The sequence below is a fragment of the Acinetobacter sp. UBA6571 genome (assembly GCF_002434085.1).
Classification (GTDB): domain Bacteria; phylum Pseudomonadota; class Gammaproteobacteria; order Pseudomonadales; family Moraxellaceae; genus Acinetobacter; species Acinetobacter radioresistens.
The window spans coordinates 51,075-75,297 of sequence record NZ_DJJJ01000057.1; the positions used below are offsets into that span (position 1 = coordinate 51,075).

Genomic DNA, 24,223 nt, shown 5'->3' on the forward strand with positions numbered 1-24,223 from the left:
TAGATTTGTCTTAAAATATTTATTGTTCATTAATTTATAGTTTTAACATAAAAATATAAAATCCACTTTAAAATCAGGACTTACTCCAGTTTTCAAATCTCCTCTTGAATTGATAAAAAGAGATCATTCGATCTCTCTTTATATAGAAAACAAAATACTTAAATAACTGTTTTTAAGGATTAGGCTGGATCCCCCCAGTCAATATAACATTTCTTTTGCGATAATAGACAAAATACATAATGGCCAGTGCACTGAGCCATACAGGTGCCAAAATAACGGCTGAGCGCATATCTGGTGTCAGGCTCATGATCGTTAAAATGAAAAACATAAAAGCAATCGTTAAATAATTTGTCCAAGGACTGGCAATAGCTTTAAATGCAGTCAGCCTGTGTTGCTGCTTCATCACTTTTACAAACTTCAAATGAGTGACTGAAATCATAAGCCAGTTAATTACTAATGCAGCAACCACCAGCATCATAAGAAAACCAAACGCTTTTTCTGGAATAATATAGTTAATGACTACGCAAAGTGCAGTAATCGAACCGGATACAGCCAAGGCTGCGACTGGAATTCCACGATGATTCACTTTTTTTAGAAACTGCGGTGCATTGCCCTGTTCTGCCAGTCCGTGCAGCATACGACTATTACAGTAAATACAACTGTTATAAACTGAAACTGCTGCGATCATTACGACCAGATTCAAGACATTGGCTACACCATGATTATTTAAAGACTGGAAAATTAGTACAAATGGGCTCCCCCCTTGTGCCACCTGATTCCAGGGATATAAACTCAACAGAATACCGATTGCGCCAATATAAAAAATCAAGATACGGTAAACAATCTGGTTCGTAGCTTTTGGAATATTTTTCTCAGGATTTCGTGTTTCTGCGGCTGCAATTCCAATTAGCTCTAGTCCGCCAAATGCAAACATAATAGCTGCCATAGCCATTACCAGGCCAGAAATACCATTTGGGAAAAATCCGCCGTGCTGCCATAAATTGGCTATTCCGGCTTCTGGCCCAGCGGCACCTGAAAACAATAAATAGGCACCAAAACCAATCATACTCAAGATGGCAATAATTTTAATGCAGGAAAATAAAAATTCTGTTTCTCCAAAAAAACGGACATTAATAAAGTTAATGCCATTAATCAGTATAAAAAACCCCATTGCAGTAATCCAAGTGGGTATTTCAGGCCACCAGAACTGTATAAATGTTCCAATAGCACTCAATTCAGCCATGCTTACCAGTACATATAAAACCCAGTAATTCCACCCAGACATGAAACCTGCCATACGGCCCCAATATTTATTAGCAAAATAGCTAAATGAACCGCTCACAGGTTCCTCTACCACCATTTCTCCCAGTTGACGCATAATGAGGAAAGCGATGATGCCTGCAATTGCATACCCCAGTAAAACTGAAGGGCCAGCAAGTTTAATGGTTTGTGAAATTCCCAGAAATAATCCGGTTCCAATAGCGCCTCCTAGTGCAATCAGCTGTATATGCCGGTTAGAGAGACCTTTCTTCAATGTATTTTGATTTGTGTCCACAGTTTTATCTCCATTGAAGGCGTAATATCCTTTACACCCTTTATCATTGTTTAGAGAAATTAAGTCAGGAGCACCGAGTAAAAACCAGTGCTCCTCAAGGTCGGATTAAAATAATTTATAAAAAAATAACCGATTGATTTTTAAAAAATTAGAAAGATATTGCATTTTTGCATTCTACATAGTGCTGTTGTGTTTTAAGTTTTTGGTAGCCGAAATTACCATAGTCATAACGCGCTACGACATCAGCAAATTTAAGCAGGCTCACCGGAGCATCCATTGCCGGTAATTTAAGTTCAATCAGGCTTAAACCATCATATGCCTCTACCTGATCTAACGCATTTTTTAGCTGGCCAGCGGTCTCGACCATACAGGTCTGATATTTTTCTTTACCATTGAACACCTGTACCAATTCAGTATATTTCCAGTTCTGAATATCGTTATAGCTGGCATTTTCACCCAGAATTAATCGTTCAATCGTATAACCCCCATTGTTGAGTACAAAAATAATGGGTTTGAGACCATAACGGATAATCGTAGAAAGCTCCTGCACTGTAAGTTGCAATGAACCATCGCCAATAAATAAAATTTGCCGACGTTTTGGTGCAGCGAGTAAACTGCCGAGTAATGCAGGTAAGGTATAACCGATTGAGCCCCATATAGGCTGGCAGATATACTTGGCAGTTACCGGTAAACGTAGCCCAGATAATGCTGTATTTGATGTTCCCACTTCACCCAGAATTACATCATCTGCTTTAAAGAAATCACCAATATATTTCCAAAGGATTTCATGCGACAGCTTCTGGTGTTCTGATACCTGAATTCGCTCAGTGGCTGGCGTCTCAAGTGTAGGTTTAAGCGACTTTTTAGCTGTGACCCGTAGATTCAGTGCTGTCAGCAATTCGCCAATTTCAATTCCTGGGAAGTTTTTACGTGCAGTATTGACTTCATACCGTTTAATTTCAATATAGCTGTCTTTATTGATTTTATGTGAAAACATACCCGTACCAATATCGGTAAATCTGGCTCCGATTCCAATCAGGCAGTCTGAACATTCGATCAGATTTCTTACAGATAGTTGACTGGCCGCACCAACATACACACCTGCATAATGTGGCGATGATTCATCCATAATATTTTTAGCTGTGGGAAGACAGGCATAAGAGATACCTGTTTTGGCAGAAATTTCAGCTAATAATGTTGTGACATTAAAAATATCGGCTTCATTATCAATTAGTAGAGCAGGTTTTTTTGCTTGAGATAAGCATTTAAATAATTCGTCTACTGCCTGTTCAAGTATTTCAGGATCACTTACCGGACGTTCCAGACACAGCGGTTGATCATCTATCTGAATCTTCACATGGGTAATATCGGAAGGCAGCTGAATATGTACTGGACGGCGTTCTAGCGCGCACTGGCGCAGTACCCGGTCAATTTCTGAAGCAGCATTAGCAGGTGTCAGACGGGTCTGGGCTACCGTAAACTCACGCATGCAGTTCATAATATTGTCATAATTACCATCAACCAAGGTATGATGTATTAAAGCACCCTGAGTAACAGCATGCAGTGGTGGAATGCCTGAAATATGGATTAGGGGTACATTCTCTGTATAGGCCCCCGCAATTCCATTAATGGCGCTCAGGTCACCAACACCGTAAGTGGTGGCCAATGCAGAGAAACCATTAATACGCGCATAACCATCAGCAGCATATGCTGCGTTAAGTTCATTACAGTTACCAATGAATTCAATTTTCGAATCAGCTTCAATTTGTTCCAGATAAGATAGATTGAAATCACCTGGCACACCAAAAATATGCTTGATACCCAGTTCGCTTAACCGTTTATTTAAAAAATTACCGATTTCCATGAACATTTTTATCATCCTTCTCATCTATTTTTATTCCATAGAAAGATAATATTTCATCTAAAACTTATATTTCATGCATAATAGAAACGGATTTTAATAAAAATACATGATATGTGTATCATAAAGGAATAAGGTGCATATAATGGATAAATTTGACTGGCAAATCATTCAGGCGTTGCAGAGAAATGGCAGATTGACCAATCAGGAAATGGGTGAGCTTATTGGACTGTCAGCATCACAATGCTCGCGCAGACGGCAATTTCTAGAACAGAAAGGAATCATCATCGGGTATACCGCACGTATTCACCAGCAAGCCTTAGGCCTTGAAGTTACTGCAATGGTCCATGTAAATTTAAGAGTACATGAAGCCAAAAACCAGCTAGCATTTCAGGAGCTGATTGAAAGTGAAGAATGTATACAGGATGCTTTTTCTTTAAGTGGCGATGCAGATTTTATTTTAAAAGTAGTAGCAGAAAATCTGGAGCAGCTTTCGCACTTTGTGACAGAAAAATTATTATCTTGTGATTTTATTGGTCACATAAAATCTTACATTGTTTTGAAAAAATTTAAAGAACAGAATCACTTTATGCTCAAGAATAAAGTTCCCTCCTATACTTCCTAAATTATTCTATGTGAAAAAATCTATTACGAGAGAAACTCCAGGTTATTAATTCACCATGATAAAAAGCCGGTATCATAGACACCGGCTTTTTATAGGAACAATGTTTAGGCAATCGGCGGAGTATAACTACCCTGCTGAATTGATTCCTTGATTCGGTCAGCTTCGGCTAAAACCAGATCAAGTAAATTCTTTACATTTTCTAGTGTTGCTACCGGGCTCAAGGTCGTCATTTTCAGAGACTGTACCTGCCCCACTTTAGTTACGCCAATATTAGCTTCACCGCGGGCAAACAGCTCATCTGCTACATTCTGATTCAATGCATCTAAAAATTCAGCTGGATATCCTGCTGGAACAACACGGAACAATACTGATGCGAATTGTGGTTCAACCAGAAGTTCCAGACCATCAGTTGCTTTGATGTAGTCTGCTACTTCACGTGTCAATTTCACGCCATGATCAATCATTGAACCATAAAGCTCTTCACCCAGTGCTTCAACCGTCATCCATAATTTCAACGCATCGAAACGACGTGTTGTTTGTAAAGACTTAGACACCAGGTTCGGCACGCCATGCTCTTCATCATAAGCTGAGTTCAGGTATTCTGCTTCATAGTGCATGAAACGGTAGTTCGCTTCATCTTTAAGCAAAAACGCGCCACAAGAAATGGTTTGGAAATAATGTTTATGAAAATCGAGTGTCACAGAATCAGACAACTCGATACCATCTAGCATAGAGCGATAATCATTAGACAGAATCAGTGCACCACCCCATGCTGCATCAATATGCATCCACGCACCATATTTATTGGTAATTTCACGGATCTGTTTTAAAGGATCGATTGCACCGGCATCGGTTGTACCTGCGGTTGCCACTACACATGCCACAATCTTGCCTTCAGACTGAAGGTGAGCCATGGTTTTTTCCAGTGCATCGACATCCATCTGGGCATTTTCGTTCACAGGAACAGTGACTACTGACTGGAAACCCATCCCCATCATTGCCATGTTCTTCTGCACAGAGAAATGTGCATTTTCAGAACAGATGACTTTGACATTACGCATTGCTTCTGCAGGAATACCATCACGCTGAACAGACCACGGATTACCGTTTTCATCTTTCCAGTTTTTCGCGATACAGGCATCACGCGCAAGTAATACGCCCATCAAGTTTGATTGTGTACCACCTGAGGTAAATACACCTGCCTGACCTGAACCATAACCTACTTTTTGGCGTAACCAGTCAATCAGTTGCACTTCCATCAATGATCCGGCTGGGCTTTGATCCCATGAATCCATTGACTGGTTAGTTGCATTGATGAGTACTTCAGCAATCTGGCTTGCCACCATAGTTGGGCAATGCAGATGCGCCAGCGAATGTGGATGGTGTACTTTCAGACTTTTATTCAGAAAAAGCTCAACCATACGTTCAAGCGATTTCTGTACACCCAACCCTTCTTTAGAAGGATGAAAGGCGATTGCTTCACGGAGTTCCTTGATACTGCCGCCAGTATACATTTTATCGTTTTGCAACCATGCTGCTACGGCTTTAGTCGCCTGTTCCATTGCTGACTCATAGTCAGCAATGGATTGAGCATCATTGCAGAGTAACGCTTTACGGTGTTCTGCAAAATCTACCATGAATTATGCGCCTCGAACTGCAACAAGAGCTTCAGCAACTGCTTTCTTAAAGCGAGCAATTACTTCTACACATTCTTCCTGAGTAATGATCAGCGGACAAAGTAAACGAATTACTGTACCGTTACGACCACCTTTTTCAAGCAACAGTTTATGATTAAAACACGCTGCCTGAATTGCAGCAGCCAGTTGACCATCAGCAGGATAAGCACCAATATGATTTGGCTGCTGGCGCTCGTCAACGATTTCGATACCGATCATCAAGCCGCGACCACGTACATGGCCGATACATGGAAATTCAGCTGCCAGATTTTTCAGTTCAGACTGCAAGAACTCACCACGATCATGAGCATTCTGTGCAAGATTTTGCTCTTGAATGACCTGAAGTGACGCAAGACCTGTACCCATGGCCAATTGGTTACCACGGAATGTACCAGTATGGCCTGCTGGCTGCCATGCATCAAACTTGCGCTTAATACCTAAAACTGCAAGTGGCAAGCTACCGCCAACTGCTTTAGACATCACCACAACATCAGGTTCAATTCCAGCATGCTCAAAGGCAAACATCTTACCTGAACGCGCAAAGCCTGCCTGAACTTCGTCCAGAATCAACACGATATTGTGTTTTTCAGTCACTTCACGAATCTTTTGCAGCCATTTAGTTGGGGCAACAACTACGCCACCTTCACCCTGAATTGCTTCAAGGATAACAGCCGCCGGCTTGGTAACACCACTTTCAACATCTTCAATAAACTGTTCAAAGTAATAAGTTAAAGCGTCTACGCCCGCTTCACCACCTAGACCCAATGGGCAACGGTATTCATGCGGATACGGCATAAACTGTACACCCGGCATTAAACCATTGACTGCATTTTTAGCAGACAGGTTGCCTGTCATGGCAAGTGAACCATGTGTCATGCCATGATAGCCACCAGAAAAACTGATAACAGAGCTACGACCAGTATAGGTTTTTGCAAGTTTAATTGCTGCTTCAGTTGCATCGGCGCCTGATGGACCGCAGAACTGTAAACAGTAAGCCTCCTGACCACCTGGCAGAGATGCCAGTAGTGCTTCAGTAAAAGCATCTTTTAAAGGAGTCGTTAAATCCAGTGTATGTAATGGAAGACCACTTGCAAGTGTCTCCTGGATACTTTGAATCACCGCAGGATGATTATGACCTAAAGCCAATGTACCTGCCCCAGCTAAACAATCAAGGTATTTTGTACCTTCCACATCGGTAACCCAGCAACCATGTGCTTGTGCGATCGCTAACGGCAATTTGCGCGGATAACTACGTACATTCGATTCCATCTGACTTTGGCGAGTCAAATAATATTCGTTGGTGGAATTGGTGGCAGGGTTTACAGAAGTAACGCTCATATCGGATTACCATCTCTGATAAGGGTAAAAGAAAATAAGTCTGGTGACTTTTGGTCCTTTGACTCGGTGCTTGTTAAGAATCTAGTGAAGACACAAGGTTTTAATATCTTATTACTAGGAGCGCGATGATACCTAATTTTTAAAGAAAAAAAACATTTTTTGTGTACTTTCATAACCGCGTTTTATTGGAAAAAACGTAGAGGTTAAGCACTAAATAAAATTATCTATTGAGTATGTGACACGCTCAAGAATTTACCAAATCAACTATACATAATGGTCAACTCATGATTACAAGCTATTACTTTTATAAAATACTGATAATAAAAAATTTATCCTTAAATATTTTTTATAAAATGCTGACTTGGCTATTACAAAGCCACTACGATTTCTTCAAAAATTCAACATTTGTTATCATTAATATATTTATATAAAGCAATAAAACTTTCTAAAACGAACAAAAGGCTCTCTCATGCGTTATCTTGCTCTTGCCACCTTAGTTACCACTGCTGCTCTTAGTACTCATATTTTTGCTCAGGAAAATGAGAAACTGAATTATAACCTGGTCAATATTCAGGCCGAAGCGAGCCGTCAAATTTCAAATGATGAAATGCATGCTGTACTTTTCATAGAAAAAAGTAGTAAACAGCCTGCCGAGCTTTCCACACAGATTAATCAGTTAATGAACTGGGCCATGAATATTGCGCGTAAATATCCGCAGGTTAAGGTAGAAACAGGTTCACAAACAACCTATCCGGTATATGACAATGATAGTCGTAAACTCAAAGAGTGGCGTGGTCGTGCAGAAATTCAGCTGGAAGGTACAGATTTTCGTATGACCAGCCAACTCATTAGTGAACTGCAGCAACAATTCCAGACAGAATCAATTAATTTTACGGTATCCGATGCGCAGCGCAAAAAAGTTGAAAATGAGCTGATGGTAGAAGCTTCCAAAAACTTTCAGCAGCGTGCACAGCTGCTCTCGCAAGCATGGAATAAAGGCTCATATAATCTGGTTAGTTTAAACCTGAATACCAATAATTATTTCCCCCAGCCTTTAATGCGCAGCAGTATGGTAAAATTTGCTACAGCTGAGGCTGCTCCTGTACAGGATGTTGCCGCTGGTGAATCTAAAGTTACAGTTAATGCTAACGGTACCATTCAGTTCAGATAATCTATTTTTTGCTAACACTGCCTGAAAGTTAATTTCTTTCAGGCATTTTTTTATACACTAACACCGGTTTTTTCTTTCTAGATATTAAATTTTAAAAATTCTTTTTACATAGAGACCAAGAAAACTAAGGCTTATATAAATATCTGAAAATTCCTATATTAACTTTAAAAAATATAAATAAATTAGAAAGTTATTAAAGGTTAATTCTTCATACTTCTCAATCCTGAGTATATTCATCAGTATTTTCTATTTACAGAAAATAAAATTTGAGTTTTAGAGAATAAGAAAGGCTATCTATTTAGATAGCCTTTGTGATAGTTAAGCAGACGCTTAAATTGGTTTTACAATATCTTGGTCTAACTGTTTTAACTTTATTTCTTAAAGGGAAAAGCATATTTAACAATACGCCCTACCACTTGACCAAACTGTTTGGCTAAACTGGCATTATTATAATTCAGACCAAACTTGTTACAGACTGCTTCAACCTTAGGCGCCATTTGACGGTAACGGCGTGCAGGTACGTCTGGAAACAAATGGTGTTCAATCTGATGGCTTAAATGGCCTGTTAAAATATGAAATGCTTCTGAGCCTTTAAGATTTGATGAGCCACGAATTTGACGCATATACCAATGGCCACGGCTCTCATCTTTCAGAACAGTTTTTGGAAAAACTTCCACATCCTTGGTAAAGTGTCCGCAAAAAATTACACTGAAGGTCCAGATGTTGCGCACACCATTCGCTACCAGATTACCTGTAAATACAGGTAATGCTGCTGGTCCGGCAATTAGCGGGAAAAATACATAATCTCGGAACAACTGTTTAGTAATTTTTTTCTGTAACGGTTTCCACTCTTCTTTAAACTCTTCTTTTGATTTGCGCTTCATCCAGACTTTACCAATCTCAAGATTCTGGATAGCGACACCCCACTGAAACAACAGGCAGAATGGAATACTATATAGGGGCTGTAATAAAAAGCCTGGTTTCCAGCGTTGTTCTGGAAATAAACGTAACAAGCCATATCCGATATCATCATCCATACCCTTAATATTGGTATAGGTGTGATGTTTATAGTTATGTGTCTGACGCCAGTTTTCAGAAGTCCCTACAATATCCCATTCATATTTCGGACCATTGAATTTCGGATCATTCATCCAGTCGTACTGACCGTGCATAACATTATGGCCAAGTTCCATATTTTCCAGAATTTTGGAAAGGCTTAACAAGCCAGTGCCCAGTACCCAAGCAGGTGGAAACCAGCCAGCAAACAATAGTGCACGTCCAGCTGCACCGGTATAGCGGATAGTTGAATAAATACGACGAATATATTTGGCATCTTTCTCGCCAATATCATCTAATACTTCCTGCTTGATGGCATCCAGCTCTTTGGCGAGCTGATTCATTTCATCTGCAGTTAACTCTCTATTTTTAGGATTTTTAAAAAACTGGTTTTTTATAGGTTTTGCTGTAGAAAAATTTACTGACATATTCATAATGCAAACTCACTCAAAGATCAATAACAAGGTCAGTCTGTGCGGAACTCACACAAAGTTTCAGCAGGTTTCCAGGCTCGGTACTTTCAGCACCATTCACAAGATTTCTAGTTGAACCTTGCACTTTGTTACATGCACATTTATTACAAATACCCATACGGCATCCATGTTTTGGTTTAAGGTTCATTTGTTCCAAACCTGCCAAAATAGACTGACCTTTTGGGATGGCGACTGTTTTCTCGCTTTGTAGCAAAGTAATATTTACGAAACCTGTATCAGAAGAATCAGCCTGACTTAAACTGAATGCCTCACCTTTGAATAGCACTGCCTGACTGAATAGCTCTTCAGCCAGAGAGACAAAACCTGATGGACCACATGCGTATACCGCGCTCTGTTCAGGCTGGCTTACCAAAGATAAATGTTCAGTATTTAAACGCTGATCTGTCTGCTGAGTATAAAAAATCTGGAAGCTGAAATTTTCATTTGTCTCAGCAACTTTTTTAAAGTTTGCTTCAAAAGCTGCATCTTCATAATCTTTAACCCAATACAGCAACTGAACTTTAGCTAGAGCATCAGGCTGCTTTGCCCACGTTTCAATCATGCTTAACATTGGTGTAATACCACTACCGGCTGCCAGCAGCACCAAATTTGAAGCTTCGGGTAATATCATATCGCCATAGGGTTGGCCGAATTCGACCAGATCGCCTACTTGAGCATGTTTAGCCAGCCAGTTACTCACTACGCCCTGTTCAACCTGTTTTGCAGTTAATAAGACATGCTGCTCATCTATACGATGCAGGCTATAACTACGTTCATAACGTCGCCCATCTATTTCTATAAATACGGGATGATGCTGACCCGCCTGCCCCATACGAAAATGTCGGTTACACTTTATTTTCAGACTGAATATGCCATTTGCCGCTTTTTCTTTATGCACAATCTGTCCTAATGACTGGTTAACTGACCATAAAGGATTTAGTTTCTTTAGCCAGAAATTTGCTGCATCCGTATCGAATACGGAACTAGTTAAAAAGGATAAAGGCGAATGTTGCTTTTTTAGAGCTTGCATAGTACATCTGAACTCTGTGGTTTTTAATTATTATACACATGTATATACATTTGTATATAAGTTTATCTGCTGTATTCGTTTCACAACGTTACGCTCTACCGCTATAATAGAATCACTCTTTCAATGTATTGAAATATATGAGCGCATCTTCAATTTCGGCCGAACTAGAGCTAGATACTCATGCAGAAACTGTTCTGCATGAAAAAATGCCTGTACGTACGGTCGGGAGAAAAGCAACCATTACCAAGGAAGAACTGTTTCAGGCGGCTTTAAATCTGATTGGTCCACAAAAAAGTATTTCTTCTTTAAGTCTGCGCGAAGTTGCGCGTGAAGCAGGAATTGCACCTAACAGTTTTTATCGGCATTTCAAGGATATTGATGAACTGGCAATTGCCCTGATTGAACGTTCGGGTATTGTATTACGTCAGATTCTACACCAGGCACGTCTTAAGGCTCTGAAACAGAGCAGTATTATTCGAAGTTCAGTGAACGTATTTATAGAGCAGTTAGATGCAGATGAAGGTAACCTCAGCCTGCTATTACGCGAAGGTTATACCGGTTCACAATCTTATAAGGCAGCAGTTGACCGACAGCTCAACTTTTTCCAGCAAGAACTCCAGGAAGATCTGGTGCGACTGGAACGCTTAAATCATAGCAATATGGCACATCCAGATATAGCAGCAAAAGCTATAACACAGCTGGTGTTTAATATGGGTGCACAGGTTATTAATTTGCCATCAAGTGACCGGCAGGAAATTGCCGAGCAAACTATGATCATGATCAGAATGATTCTTGAAGGTGCCCGTCATCTGGATGAATCAAAAATTCGATAATCTTTTTATAGAGCAGTGAAAATAGCGGCTAAATAGGCCGCTTTCTTCTTTCCGAAAATTCAGTTTAAGTCTGGTTATTTAAAATATTTACTGCATTTATTTACGCTTTCCTTGTAGTTGTTTGCGGTAAAAACAGCTATAAAAAATCCATCTGGTGAGTTTTAAAGGAGCTGAAATGCGCCTGATCAATACTTTCCCTAAACTTCGGCAGCAGTATATACAACTGGATTTATCTCAGCCTCAATCCTGTATTTTAGAAACTATCCATCAAAACTGTGAGAAATTTGACGCAGATATTATTGTTGCTTCTGAACAGGAGGCAGATTATGCCCTGTCCTATGCCTATATTAATCCTTTTATAGCTATAGCCATCAAACGGCCAGCATTAGAAGCAGTTAATTTAGCAACCCTTCCAGCCCGATCACATGTCTGGGTGTATGTAGATGCAGCTCATCCTGCCTATGCAGGTCTAAAGAACCGTTATCGCATGCTAAATAGTGAATATGAATTTGACCATGAAATAGAGCAGCTGGGGCGTTGCCTGTTTCAGTTACCTCAGACATAAATACAAAATACTTATACAAAGAAAGAGCCTCTACCAAGGAAGCTCTTTCTTTAAATATTTTTAAGGTTTAACTACAACCAGCACCTGAATTGCTTCTGGCGTAACCGATAGGCCATCAAGCAAGTTCAAGCCTTCTCTCTGCAGTTTTTGCAATCGTTCAATCTCATCCTGCCGGATACTAGGGTTAAACTGTTTCAGATAACTCAGACGGTCAATTTCATACTGCCATTTGCTACCATAAATTTCTTTTGCCTGCTGCTTAAGCTCAGGCAATGCAACTCTGGCAATATCCAGCGCCTGTTTATAACGTGCATCAATGACTTCACGGCGTGCCTTGACCACCTGACGGCAACTATTACCATCCAGATGATGTAGATAAGGTTTCAAAATCGAAGGATCAATCTTTTCAGATAAATCCTGGCCATTTTCACTCAGTAATACACGTACTAACTGTTTTGGCAGGCTTGACTGTAAATTTAATGCCTTTGGCGCTACTACATCGACCTTAAACCATATTTCAAGCAATACTGAGCCCTGCTTTAATGCATTCGACTTAAGTACTGCAACATTGGTACTCCCGAAAGACTGTGTACGGATCACTTCCATTACACTTTCAGTAAATGGATGCTCAAGTGTCAGATATTGAGCATCTTCACGGATCTGGGCCTGATCGCGATAGAAGGTTGCAGTCATGCCTTCTTCATCTAGAGTCAGACCTTGAACCTGCATCTGGTCAGTTGGTTTAATGATTACTGTACCATTACTTTGCTCATCAAAATCAATATTGGTTGAAGCCATAAAACGCTTCATAAACATTGGCAAAGTGGTATTGTCATCATAATCTTCAAGTGCCTGAACAATTTCCTGTGCAACAATTGGCCGACAAGAGTTATATTCCAGCAAGCGGTCACGACCAGCCTGCAGTTCACTCTCCAGTGCCTGACGTTGTACATTCACTTCTTCCAGTAAATCCTCAAAGGTTTGCCCCTGATCAGACAGTAAACAATCCTTCAGCTCAACAATAAAGTTTTCCTGCAGAGTCTGTGCAGCTGGTGAAATATTACTAAAAATATTCAATGCTTCATTGTACCAGCGGAACATACGCTCTTGAGCTGTACCCACCAGATAAGGTACATGAATCTGGATACGGTTCTGCTGACCTATCCGGTCCAAACGACCAATTCGCTGTTCCAGAACATCGGGATTCGCAGGCAAATCGAATAAAATCAGGTCAGATGCAAACTGGAAGTTCCGCCCTTCAGAACCAATCTCTGAACAGAGCAGAATCTGCGCACCATAGCTTTCTTCAGCAAAATATGCAGCAGCCTGGTCACGTTCCAGCAGGCTCATGCCTTCATGGAACATGGCTGTACGAATACCTGCATGTAGACGTAACGCATTTTCCAACGCTTCAACTACAGGTCCGCTGCGAGCAATGAGCAACACCTTATTATGTTTCAAATCTTTGCGCAGCATTTCCATTAACCATGCAACGCGCGGATCACTTTCCATCCATGCGCCATCGATTTGACCTTCTTCCGGCCACATCTGTTCGCGAAGTTTACCGTCCATTGACCAGGTTTCAGGTGCTGGCAATGGTGCCGGACGGCAGTCACGACCAGGAAAGCCCTGGATGGCCTCCCGCGTATTACGGAACAGAATACGGCCAGTGCCATGCCGGTCAAGTAACTCGTGAATGGCCCGGAAACGCTGTTCAGGCTGGTCTTCAATCTGGTGGCCCAACAGGTCTTGAACAGCATTTAAATGCTGTTCAGAAAGCGGCTCATCAGACATTAAGACTTCAGCAATCTGGGCTGTATGCTGGTACTGCGCTTCTTCATCCAGAAAACGTTCAAGTGAGCTGAAACGTTGAGGATCAAGCAGACGTAGGCGAGCAAAATGGCTCTCTACCCCTAACTGCTCAGGTGTTGCGGTTAATAGCAGCACGCCCGGGGTCTTTTCAGCCAGTTCCTCAATCAGGTCGTAACGGTCATTCCCGCCTTCTTCCTCGCTCCACATCAGGTGATGTGCCTCATCGACAACCAGTAAGTCGAAGCCGGCTTCTACCGCCTGTTCACGCAGGTCATCATGGTCAATCATCAGATCAATACTGGCAATGATGCATTGTTCGGTCAGAAACGGATTTAACTCAGGATCATGTTCCTTGATCGCGGCAGTACGGGTTAAGTCAAATAGCGAAAATTGCAGATTGAAACGGCGACGCATTTCAATCATCCACTGATATTGCAGTGAATCCGGTACTAGAATTAAAATACGTTCAGAACGACCAGTTTTAAGCTGCTGGTGAATAATCAGGCCAGCCTCAATTGTTTTACCCAATCCGACTTCATCGGCCAGTAAAACACGTGGTGCAAAGCGTTGTCCTACTTCATGGGCAATATAGAGTTGGTGAGGAATAAGCCCGACTCGGGGCCCAATCAGCCCTCGTAACGGACTGGTCTGCATTTGTGCCTGCATGATGAGTGCTTCAATACGCAGGTCATACCACTCTTTATAGTCAATCTGACTAGCCAGCAGTCGGTCTAAAGGCTTGGAAAGCTGAATCTGGGCACCTACACGGGTTTCATTCAGCGCTTTGCGTTCCTGTTCACCATTTTCCAAGGTACGGACAACATTATAACGAACTACCCCGTGGCGGTCTTCAAGCGACTCGACCAGCCATTTATGGCCTTCCTGATCCTGAATTTCATCATTAATATTGAAAATGATACGGGACAATGGTGCATTATTTCGCGCATAAACACGAGTTTCATCGCTTTTTGGGAATAAAATGCTGATCGATCGCTCATCAACATCAATAAGAACACCTAAACCGAGTTCTGTCTCTGTATCTGATAACCAACGTTGACCAATAGCGAACTGCTGCAATTTTTCCACCTTTATTTCAAGTTAGCACTACATTTTAAAACTCAAACCCGATAGTTTTTGAGTATGTTTATGTAGTCTTTAAGCAATGTATTTTGGCATAAAGCTCGCCCGAAGGAGAACTCTAATAAATCTCGAAAATATGTATTTTATTTAAAATGGGACCGGGCAATAGAAATTTAAAGCCTCACCGGTCTGCGGATGCGCAAATCCCAGCTGCTCGGCATGCAGGCATAAACGGGGCATCAACTGTTGCTGCTCCAGATCTGCATATAAGGTATCGCCAACAATAGCATGGCCAAGATACTGCATGTGTACACGAAGCTGATGCGAACGACCGGTAACTGGAACCAGTTTGACACGCGTCACCTGCTGACCGTTTATTTCGAATTGCTCAATTGCCTGCCAATGTGTCAATGCTGGCTTATTATGATGAGCATCTGCAATATGCAAAGGCGGATGAGCTGGATCATAAACGACAGGAACATCTATAGTTCCTTCACCTTGCAGATGCCCTGCTACCAGCGCCTGATAGGTTTTCGTTGTCTGGCGTTCCTGAAATTGTCTGGCAATTGAATTTTGTCCACGCCGGGATAAACCGAAAACCAGAATACCCGAGGTATCCCGATCCAGACGATGAATTAAAAGTGTTTTAGGTTCAATTGCGACCAGACGTGTCAGAACGCTGTCAGACAATGCTTCACCTTTACCGGGAACACTGAGTATGCCTGATGGTTTATGAATTACCATAAAGTCTTCATCACGATGAATCAGGTGTTCGGCTAGAAAATTACCCAATGCTTTATTCCGATCGCGAATTTAAAAACAAGCCGGCAATAATAGAAATCTTGGAGAATAATTACAATGCGCATTTAGGCAATTGGTGATGAAATTTCCGATTATGTTAAGAAAACTGCTCAATCAGGGCCAAAATTTTTGCTAACTGCAAAATATAATCGAGCAATTCACTTAGGAAACTATATAACTTGATGGAGCACTCAAATCCCAAAGCCGGGTTAAACTATAACTGTTCATATGGTGCAAACCTTCTTTCGAGATATTTTCTATCCATTGAATATGCTGTTCCTGATTAGCCAGCAAGATGGCATCATCCACAATACAGAGTTGATCCGTCACGCTTTGCAGATGCGGCAGAATCTGTTTGAGCATCGGTGTTACCTGTCCTGTGAAGACTAATTGGGGATGAGTGGAAGTATATTCACCAAGCTGCTGCATACCTTGTATCAGGTCATCGCCATACAGGTCGACCACAGGAATATTTAAAGTTACAGCCTTGTTATTGATTTGAACAAGATTACTCATAAGATCAGTTTTCTGAACCATAGCCTGCATTTTTAAATTATGTAATCCAACCAGTACCAAAACCGAGCCTGATGATGAAATTTGCCATTTGGCTTGAGATGGGGCAAGCTGGATTTTCTTGGGCATCGCGTACAGCATTAAGGACTCTTTAGAAGGATTAAGCACCCATTATAATAACTGATGGGCCGGATTAGAATTTGGAAGTTTTATATATCAGTTATTTAATAAATGTGAGGATTTTTTACGCTAGTATTATTCAGTTAGAGATCATTATTTTTATGATATAAATCTCTCAAGCAAACAGATTAATTTAAAAATATTATTATGGTCACGCTTTATATTGAAAATAAAAAGGATCCTCTTATAAATGATGAGGCGCAGGAATTAATATGCTTTGCTACTGTTCATGAAGTTAAATCCTGGCAAGCTCTCCTTGATCTATATTTCCAGCTTAAAAGACAAAATTCTGTCAAAAAAGTACTTTTTCTTTTAGAAGATATTGGACAATGTGAATACACTTCCATGCATGCGTCCATGGAAGATAGACTATATTTCGATACCACTGAACTTGTTAAAGATGATCTAGACAGTAGTTGGGATAATGTCAAATCCTTTGAGTTTCAATATCATATCCAGCAACTTTTAAAACCTGAACATCTAATAGAGATTAACAGGTTGTATAATAAGTTCAATTATAGTGAGCAGGATTTATCTCTTCTAATTAAAATCAACAAATATCCTGAACAGATTCTAGATGAAATTATTCAAGTAAAATTGGTGGATACTACCAATGAAACTTATAAATTTGCAGCACAACTTAATGGCTACTTTGCTGGTAATTTAAATCCTTTTGAGACCTTTAGCCTGATTCAGCACTTAGATCAAAATTTTGGCTTAGAGTATATAGGTCTAGGCGCAAGTTTATTATTTTTTATTAAAACCACAAGGTTTAATGAAAGCAAAATAGATGAACTTCTGAACGAACTAAAGAAAATTTATCAGTCTAGTCAAATAGGCTATATACAATTAAAACAGCATTTACTTGCTCATCAATATCTTATTTTACCCTACGTAGAGTCGCTAGAAATTTTTGATTTTCACGAATAGATTAAATAAAAAATCTATTATTTCTGCTTTACTGAGAACACACATGAGCAAATAGGTTGAAAAAACCCGACCAGGATCGGGTTGTTCCTGCATGACTTCAAAACTGTTAAGCTTTCATTTCTTCAAATGTTTCTTTTGCTGCCTGAATAGTAAAAGTTATATCTTCATCACTATGGGCTGCCGAGATAAATCCAGCTTCAAAAGCAGAAGGTGCAAGATTAACACCACGTTTTAACATACCGTGGAAAAACTTTTTAAAAGCTTCTACATCACAGGCCAGCATTGAATCAAAACTGGTGATATCTTCCTGATCAGTAAAGTAGAGACCAAACATACCGCCGGCCTGCTGGGTTTTAAAAGGTATACCAATCTCATCTGCGGCTTGCTGTAAACCTGTTAACAGTTTCTCGAGTTTAACTGTAAGATTTTCATAAAAACCCGGTTGGCGTAAATTTTTAAACATTTCAATACCAGCACGCATGGCAAGCGGATTACCAGATAATGTACCAGCCTGATATACACCACCCAAAGGCGCGATGCATTGCATAATTTCGCGCTTTCCGCCGAAAGCACCTACGGGTAACCCGGCCCCAATAATTTTACCCAGTGTAGTCAGGTCAGGCTTAACATCGTAATAAGCCTGTGCACCACCTAGAGCAACCCGGAAACCTGTCATTACTTCATCAATGATAAAGACGGACTTGTATTCATCACAGACATCACGGATTGCTTGCAGGAAACCATCAATAGGCTTAACCAGATTCATATTCCCTGCAACCGGTTCTACAATGACACCAGCAATTTCATGGCCAAATTTTGCAAAACAGTCTTTTAAAGCAGCAATATTGTTATAAGGCAGAGTTAAGGTATGTTTGGCAAAATCTGCTGGTACACCTTTAGAGGTTGGCTCACCTTCCCCTTTGGTTAACAAACCTGAACCTGCTTTTACCAGTAATGAATCCGAATGGCCATGATAACAGCCTTCAAATTTAACAATCTTGTCTCGACCAGTATAACCACGAGCTAAACGGATCGCGGTCATGGTAGCTTCTGTACCTGAGTTGGTCATACGCACCATTTCAATAGATGGCATAATCTCACAGATAATATCTGCCAGTGTAGTTTCATGAACAGTAGGCGCGCCAAAACTCAAACCATCCTGAGCGGCATTTTGTACTGCCTGAATAATATCTGGATGTGCATGACCCAGGATCATTGGACCCCATGAGCCTACATAGTCAACATAACGCTTATCATCTTCGTCCCAAAGATAAGCACCTGCAGCTTTTTTAATAAAGACCGGCGTTCCCCCTACACCATTAAATGCACGCACCGGAGAGTTTACGCCACCCGGAATATGTTTACTGGCTTGCTTGAATAACTGCTCTTGCTTTGGAGATAAGCTCATGGAAGGTCTCAACTAATAATCACAATAAAATTAAAATATTCAGCTTATATAGCAGGCTGGGTCTCTGCAAATAAAATAGCCCAAGCCTGTACGCGGCCTGGAATTTCTTCGGCCGGCAATGCCAATATATCACTAATGACTGCACAAAGGTCTGCTCCAGCTTGAATCACAGGCTGAGCATTTTCAACCGTTAACCCCCCAATGGCACAAATAGGCAGACTAAACTTCTGGCGTGCCAGCTTTAAAGTTTCCAGCCCGATATTACCTGCTTCAGGTTTGCTGCAAGTCGCATAAATTGCCCCAAATGCAATATAGGTTGCCCCATCTGCAATTGCCTGTTCAGCCAGTTCAATAGAGTTAGCGCAGGTCCGGCCAATGATCATATTTTCTGGTAACTGAGTTTTCGCCTCTATAATTTCACCATCGGTCTGCCCCAAGTGCACACCTAGACCAAACTGTGCGGCCAGTCTAATATCATCATTAATCACCAAAGGAACCTTATAAAAATCGCATAGGGCTTTAATCCGTTCCACTTCATGCAATTGGTCAGCTTTTTCTACTTTTTTACGACGGTACTGCAATATTTCAATTTGATGAGTGGCTAGCGCAGCCTCCAATTTTTCCAGTAAGAGCTCAATTGGATCATCATTGGTAATGAGATATAGACCGCGCATAAAACCTCACTTTTAAATTTAAATAAAAATATCAATAAAGTATAACAAATTTCAGGCTTTTATCAGCTCTGCTTATGAGTCAATTTTATCGTAGCGGCGATCTTTTAGACTTAAATTACCACGCACGACATCGGCAAACATACGCCAGTCTGAAATAAAGCTGTATAAAGGCTGTTTGAAGCTGGCAGGTTTGTTTTTCTCAAACATAAAATGCCCTACCCAGGCACAAGCATAACCAGCCAGCAAAGCAAGTGGAAGATAACGTTTTTTAGATTTAACCAAACTTACACCGAGCAGCAATAAACCTGTACTGCTCCCGGCCACATGTAGACGTCGGCTCATAATATTACGGTGCTCTGTCAGATAGAACCTGTAAAATTCGTGATAATTACGTATTGGCAGCTGATATTTGATTTCTGTGCTCAGTTCATGGGGTGAATGTGCTGTTGTCATGGAATCATCCTGATACCGGTTACTTATTTTCTTTCACGTTACTGCATTTCTTGAGCAAAATAAAGCTGAGCATTTTGAATTGTAATCCTCATAGATTCAAGATAGCAAAAAGATACAATATGCTTATATATGAATAAAAATAAATTAATATAATCAAATAATTAATAATATTATTTTAAATCCGAAAATTTGGTGGTTTATTTTTTTTATGTCATAGTGAAAATTCATGTTTATAGCTGTTCAGCTGGTAGAGCTGATCTGATTAAAATTTTATATCACTATTTTTTTAGCGTGATTGAGAACTCGGAGACTGTTCAATGCTGGAAATCGAATTAAAATTTCAAATTCCTGAGGCTCAACAAAAATCACTCAAGCAGGCTTTGCAGCCAGATACTGCACAGTCTATTCACCTGCAAGCCAAATACTTTGATACACCAGAACGATTACTCTCTAAAAATGGGATGGCGCTGCGGCTACGCAAGGAAGGTGAAGACTGGGTTCAAACTTTTAAGGCAGCTGGCAAAAATCATCTGCATCGTATTGAAGCAGAAGTTGATCTTGGTATATGTAGTGAAGAGCCTGAACTTCCTGATCTGAATTTTTTTGCAGAACATCCTGAAGCTCAAACTCTTCTGGAAAATACACTGGGGAACCAGGTAACCGAGCTAGAATTACAGTTTGAAACTGATGTGCAGCGAATCTACCGGATTTTTAACTTTAATAATGCAGAAATTGAAGTATGTCTCGACCAGGGAGAAGTCCGTACCCAAAATGATATCGATGTTATTCACGAAGTTGAATTCGAACTTAAACAGGGCCCTGCTGAAAGCCTGATTCATTTTGCACAAGGCTGGGTCAAGAAATATCAACTCTGGCTCGATGTTAGAAGTAAAGCTGAACGGGGCACGCTACTGGCGCTCGGCCAAAAAGCCTCCAAAGCAGTACATGCCAAGTCTATTGAATTATCGAAAGAAGACAGTACTGATACTGTTTTAAGAAAAATCGTGGCCAATTGTCTCGATCAAATTTTACCGAACCTGGCAGCAGTTGCTGCAGAGGTTGCTGATGCCGAACATACTCATCAGGCGCGTGTAGGTATCCGCAGATTGCGTAGTGCCCTCAAGATTTTTAGTAACTGGTCTGATGCTGTAGACCCTGTCTGGGAAGAAAATCTGAGTAAGCTCTTCAGCCAGCTTGGTTCAGCACGTGACCGCGATGTAGTAGAAGCAGACATTCTGCCTCAGATTGTCCAGGAAGGTTTAATTACTATTGAATTACCGTCAGCATCTGATGATTCAGAACATCCTGCTGGATCAGTTGTACGTTCAGTCATGGTAATGAACACATTGCTCGACCTGATGGCTTTTGCATATACAGGCAGCTCTGCCAATGAAAACCAGCATAAGTCCACTAAAGTAAAGAAAAAAATTAAAAAACGTTTGGAGAAAATGCATCAGCAGATCGTGCATGATGCATCGCAATTTATGCAGCTCGAAGCTGAAGAACGGCATCGTACCCGCAAACGTGCTAAACGCTTACGTTATGGTATTGAATTTGTGAGCAGCTTATATTCTGAAAAAGAGGTCCAGCACTATCTAAAGCAGCTACGTCCGGTGCAGGAGGCTCTCGGGCATTATAATGATCTAATTATTGCAGAAGAGGTTTTCCGTGACGCAGCTGCACAACAACCTACTGCCTGGTATGCCGCTGGCTGGGTTAAGGCCAGACAAGAATCTGCTTTACGTGAGGCAGCTCAAGCTCTAGAAAAATTCTGCACTGCTCAAACCTTCTGGTCATAGTCTTGAGATAAATTTTTTATATCATAGTGATTTTAAATGCTGCTCAGGATTGGGCAGCATGTATTAACTAGCGATATTTTCCGTAGATTTTCCACACCCCGTTATCAGCCAGTGGATCACTATAGCTGTCACTGCGCTGTTTGCGTGGCTTGTCACGGGCATCTACCAGTTTAAAGTCAGGTTCTACACTCAGCACAATGCCATTTACATAAAACCGGGTACGGGTATATTCACTCTGGCCGTGCTGAAATACATAGGTACGCAGGTCAATAAACTCACGATGTGCTACCAGTGCAGCGGTATCATCACTTTCCAGCCACTCTTTCATAGCGAATACCTGTTCAGGTTCGAACTGGCCACATTTCTCTAGCAGACTGGCAACACCGCGAAACGTTTTAGACTCTTTGGCGCGGGTTTTATTAATACGGATCCGGTCTACATGAAAGAAAAAAAGCGGTAAATTTAAATGACTGGGCAGATGAATTGCATCTAAAATTTCATCTTCCATAAAAGGCTGGAACATTTCTTGAGCACGCTCAATTAAGCCTTGCCACTGCTGATAATATTCTGCCACTTCAGATTTTGAACCATAGTAAATAGGCAAACCTTCCACATGTTCCAGGTGATTAGGTGGCCATATATGCTGGCGTAATAAGGCTATGTCACTTTTCAGACTTTGTACAGCAATGGCATCTTGCATGAGTTTACCTCATTCTAGGCTTAGGCTATTTTTAGATTAAGACAAAGGTTCAGTTTCTGCAAGGCTTTGCCTATAATAGAACATTAAATTTTTGAGTTGGAAAATGTCATGTCTCAAAAGATTCAAGCAACGGATGTTACCGAAGAAGAAGTGTTAAATGCTGCTTTCTTTGAACGTGCCGATGAATTTATTAGACAGGCCAATGAATTTTGCCGTCCTCCCAAAGGTGAAAAAGCCAATCCTGCAGAACTTCGTGGTCAGGTTAGTGCGGCCATGTTATTTGCTGCTGCCCGTTTTAACACATGGGTTGCAGCTAACAATTTTAAAGATGGCAACGAGATGCGTGAAGCGAAAGAACAGGTTATGTCCTATCTGATTCAGCAGTTTCAAATGATGCTGGAAGATAACTTTGATGAATATTGCGAACAGTTTGAAAACTATCTGCGTTTTCGTAAAAATGAGGAGTTCCATACTCATAAACATGATCACAAGCATGACCATTGAAATCATTGTTTAGGCCCTGCGGGGCTTTTTTTATGTTTACAGATTTATCTAGAATAAAAAGATGATTCATCATAATCTGTGCTCAGGATATTCAGAAATAAAAACAACATGGAATGATTATGCAAGATCTGGGTTTTAATTTTATTGATTCACATATTCACCAGTGGGATCCACTCAATACTCCACATAGTGCCCGTATGGCAGTTAAAGTTTTTGGTAGGTATCCGGCTGTACTCGACAAAGTTATACGCCTGGTTAAACCTAAAGAACTGATCGAGAGTTTAGGTCAAACTGTCTATGTAACTTCTCCTTACCTCCCCCAGAATTACCAGCAGGATCTTGGTCCCTATCAGTCTGAGCAGGTAGTACATATCGAAGCTCACTGGCATGATGACCGAGGTAAAGGAGTAGTCGGCGAAACCCGTTTTATTGAATCCTTGCCTTTTGATACAACCCGTACTCAACTGGGTGCCATTGTGGCAACAGCTGATCCGCGTCAGAGTAATTTTAAAAAGATTCTCAAACTCCATGCAAAGAATTCTTCACGGCTGCGCGGTATACGCCGAATGGGAGCTGTACATGAAGATAAAGGTATTCTGGCATGGGCAGATCAGCCCCATCTTTATACTGATAAAAAATTCTTAAAGGGATTTGAGCAATTGGCTCAACACCAGCTCAGTTTTGATGCCTGGGTCTACTCTACCCAGCTTCAAGACTTGATTCAGCTGGCACGCAAGTTTCCAGAAACTTCGATTGTTTTGGATCATCTTGGAACACCTGCGGGTATATTTGGAAAAGTCGGAAAAAATACCGGACTGACCCAAACCGGTCGTGACAATATTTTTTATCAATGGCAGGAAGATATTGCAGAACTTGCTACCTGCCCAAATGTTTATACCAAAATGTCCGGACTAATGATGCCGGTTTTAGGACATCAATTTCATAAAAATAAACGTCTGGCCACCAAACAGCAAATGATCGATCTGCTTAGTCCAATGATTCTACACGCACTCAAGAGTTTCGGGACCTACCGGGTAATGTTTGGCTCCAATTTTCCCATGGATAAAGTAAGCACCAGTCTGGTTAATCTGATCGATGCTTATAGTGATATTGTGGCAAGTTATAATGCTAGCGCTTTGAAAAATATTTTTTATGATAATGCACGGCAATTCTACCGTCTGTAAAA

Annotated in this window: 20 protein-coding genes and 1 pseudogene; 8 read left to right on the forward strand and 13 right to left on the reverse strand. The window is 40.8% G+C overall.

Translation table 11 applies throughout. From position 1 onward, the window contains the following. Nucleotides 1-172: 172 nt before the first annotated feature. Both B3X18_RS10945 and B3X18_RS10950 read right to left on the reverse strand, forming a co-directional pair. Complete coding sequence (locus tag B3X18_RS10945) at nucleotides 173-1,555, reverse strand: amino acid permease (RefSeq protein ID WP_005025310.1); 1,383 nt, start codon at nucleotides 1,553-1,555, stop codon at nucleotides 173-175. Between the two features lie 148 nt (nucleotides 1,556-1,703). Beyond that, nucleotides 1,704-3,425, reverse strand: coding sequence for an alpha-keto acid decarboxylase family protein (locus tag B3X18_RS10950; RefSeq protein WP_034688178.1), 1,722 nt, complete (start codon nucleotides 3,423-3,425; stop codon nucleotides 1,704-1,706). A gap of 136 nt (nucleotides 3,426-3,561) precedes the next feature. On the opposite strand from B3X18_RS10950, the gene B3X18_RS10955 reads away from it, so the two are divergent. Continuing rightward, the gene (locus B3X18_RS10955; protein ID WP_005025307.1) at nucleotides 3,562-4,041 is read left to right on the forward strand and encodes an Lrp/AsnC family transcriptional regulator; all 480 of its coding nucleotides are present in this window, start codon (nucleotides 3,562-3,564) and stop codon (nucleotides 4,039-4,041) included. A gap of 104 nt (nucleotides 4,042-4,145) precedes the next feature. Here the strand turns inward: B3X18_RS10955 and B3X18_RS10960 are convergent, their stop codons facing one another. After that, a complete protein-coding gene (locus tag B3X18_RS10960; protein WP_005025304.1) occupies nucleotides 4,146-5,678 on the reverse strand; it encodes a pyridoxal phosphate-dependent decarboxylase family protein in 1,533 nt (510 codons plus the stop codon). A gap of 3 nt (nucleotides 5,679-5,681) precedes the next feature. Continuing rightward, entirely contained in the window at nucleotides 5,682-7,055 is a 1,374-nt protein-coding gene (locus tag B3X18_RS10965) for a diaminobutyrate--2-oxoglutarate transaminase (RefSeq protein ID WP_005025302.1), read from the reverse strand. Between the two features lie 469 nt (nucleotides 7,056-7,524). Between B3X18_RS10965 and B3X18_RS10970 the strand changes: the two genes are divergently transcribed. Then, nucleotides 7,525-8,226 carry an SIMPL domain-containing protein gene (locus B3X18_RS10970; RefSeq protein ID WP_005025299.1) on the forward strand — a complete coding sequence of 234 codons (702 nt, stop codon included), beginning with the start codon at nucleotides 7,525-7,527 and terminating at the stop codon, nucleotides 8,224-8,226. A 371-nt stretch (nucleotides 8,227-8,597) separates the two neighbouring features. Here the strand turns inward: B3X18_RS10970 and B3X18_RS10975 are convergent, their stop codons facing one another. Next, nucleotides 8,598-9,710, reverse strand: coding sequence for a fatty acid desaturase family protein (locus B3X18_RS10975; RefSeq protein WP_005404239.1), 1,113 nt, complete (start codon nucleotides 9,708-9,710; stop codon nucleotides 8,598-8,600). 19 nt (nucleotides 9,711-9,729) lie between these two features. After that, nucleotides 9,730-10,785 (reverse strand): flavin reductase family protein, encoded by a 1,056-nt coding sequence (locus B3X18_RS10980; protein WP_005025296.1) that lies wholly within the window; start codon nucleotides 10,783-10,785, stop codon nucleotides 9,730-9,732. A gap of 137 nt (nucleotides 10,786-10,922) precedes the next feature. On the opposite strand from B3X18_RS10980, the gene fabR reads away from it, so the two are divergent. Together fabR and B3X18_RS10990 are read left to right on the forward strand one after the other, a co-directional pair. Then, on the forward strand, nucleotides 10,923-11,618 hold the full coding sequence (gene fabR, locus B3X18_RS10985) for an HTH-type transcriptional repressor FabR (RefSeq protein WP_005025294.1): 696 nt from the start codon (nucleotides 10,923-10,925) through the stop codon (nucleotides 11,616-11,618). 175 nt (nucleotides 11,619-11,793) lie between these two features. Further along, nucleotides 11,794-12,183 (forward strand): hypothetical protein, encoded by a 390-nt coding sequence (locus B3X18_RS10990; protein ID WP_005025291.1) that lies wholly within the window; start codon nucleotides 11,794-11,796, stop codon nucleotides 12,181-12,183. A 60-nt stretch (nucleotides 12,184-12,243) separates the two neighbouring features. On the opposite strand, the gene rapA is transcribed toward B3X18_RS10990, so the two are convergent. The 3 genes and pseudogenes from rapA to B3X18_RS11005 all read right to left on the reverse strand — a co-directional run. Next, the gene (rapA, locus tag B3X18_RS10995) at nucleotides 12,244-15,081 is read right to left on the reverse strand and encodes an RNA polymerase-associated protein RapA (protein WP_010700104.1); all 2,838 of its coding nucleotides are present in this window, start codon (nucleotides 15,079-15,081) and stop codon (nucleotides 12,244-12,246) included. A gap of 141 nt (nucleotides 15,082-15,222) precedes the next feature. Continuing rightward, nucleotides 15,223-15,867 (reverse strand): RluA family pseudouridine synthase, encoded by a 645-nt coding sequence (locus tag B3X18_RS11000; RefSeq protein ID WP_005025287.1) that lies wholly within the window; start codon nucleotides 15,865-15,867, stop codon nucleotides 15,223-15,225. A 174-nt stretch (nucleotides 15,868-16,041) separates the two neighbouring features. Next, a pseudogene (locus B3X18_RS11005) lies at nucleotides 16,042-16,530 on the reverse strand (isochorismatase); the annotation flags it as partial. A gap of 186 nt (nucleotides 16,531-16,716) precedes the next feature. Here B3X18_RS11005 and B3X18_RS11010 point away from each other — a divergent pair. Then, entirely contained in the window at nucleotides 16,717-17,499 is a 783-nt protein-coding gene (locus tag B3X18_RS11010; protein ID WP_005025283.1) for a hypothetical protein, read from the forward strand. A 106-nt stretch (nucleotides 17,500-17,605) separates the two neighbouring features. Here B3X18_RS11010 and hemL read toward each other — a convergent pair whose 3' ends face one another. From hemL to B3X18_RS11025, 3 genes are all read right to left on the reverse strand, one after another. Then, the gene (gene hemL / locus B3X18_RS11015; protein ID WP_017401213.1) at nucleotides 17,606-18,907 is read right to left on the reverse strand and encodes a glutamate-1-semialdehyde 2,1-aminomutase; all 1,302 of its coding nucleotides are present in this window, start codon (nucleotides 18,905-18,907) and stop codon (nucleotides 17,606-17,608) included. A gap of 44 nt (nucleotides 18,908-18,951) precedes the next feature. Continuing rightward, nucleotides 18,952-19,581 carry a thiamine phosphate synthase gene (gene thiE / locus B3X18_RS11020; RefSeq protein WP_005025279.1) on the reverse strand — a complete coding sequence of 210 codons (630 nt, stop codon included), beginning with the start codon at nucleotides 19,579-19,581 and terminating at the stop codon, nucleotides 18,952-18,954. 72 nt (nucleotides 19,582-19,653) lie between these two features. Continuing rightward, nucleotides 19,654-20,034: a DUF962 domain-containing protein gene (locus tag B3X18_RS11025; RefSeq protein WP_017401214.1), complete on the reverse strand. Its 381-nt coding sequence runs from the start codon at nucleotides 20,032-20,034 to the stop codon at nucleotides 19,654-19,656. A 317-nt stretch (nucleotides 20,035-20,351) separates the two neighbouring features. Between B3X18_RS11025 and B3X18_RS11030 the strand changes: the two genes are divergently transcribed. Next, on the forward strand, nucleotides 20,352-21,833 hold the full coding sequence (locus B3X18_RS11030; RefSeq protein WP_005025275.1) for a CYTH and CHAD domain-containing protein: 1,482 nt from the start codon (nucleotides 20,352-20,354) through the stop codon (nucleotides 21,831-21,833). A gap of 67 nt (nucleotides 21,834-21,900) precedes the next feature. On the opposite strand, the gene B3X18_RS11035 is transcribed toward B3X18_RS11030, so the two are convergent. Further along, nucleotides 21,901-22,533 (reverse strand): hypothetical protein, encoded by a 633-nt coding sequence (locus tag B3X18_RS11035; protein ID WP_005025273.1) that lies wholly within the window; start codon nucleotides 22,531-22,533, stop codon nucleotides 21,901-21,903. Nucleotides 22,534-22,641: 108 nt separating this feature from the next. On the opposite strand from B3X18_RS11035, the gene B3X18_RS11040 reads away from it, so the two are divergent. Both B3X18_RS11040 and B3X18_RS11045 read left to right on the forward strand, forming a co-directional pair. Continuing rightward, nucleotides 22,642-23,037 carry a DUF3144 domain-containing protein gene (locus B3X18_RS11040; RefSeq protein WP_005015077.1) on the forward strand — a complete coding sequence of 132 codons (396 nt, stop codon included), beginning with the start codon at nucleotides 22,642-22,644 and terminating at the stop codon, nucleotides 23,035-23,037. Between the two features lie 119 nt (nucleotides 23,038-23,156). After that, on the forward strand, nucleotides 23,157-24,221 hold the full coding sequence (locus B3X18_RS11045) for an amidohydrolase family protein (protein WP_005025267.1): 1,065 nt from the start codon (nucleotides 23,157-23,159) through the stop codon (nucleotides 24,219-24,221). Nucleotides 24,222-24,223 lie beyond the last annotated feature (2 nt).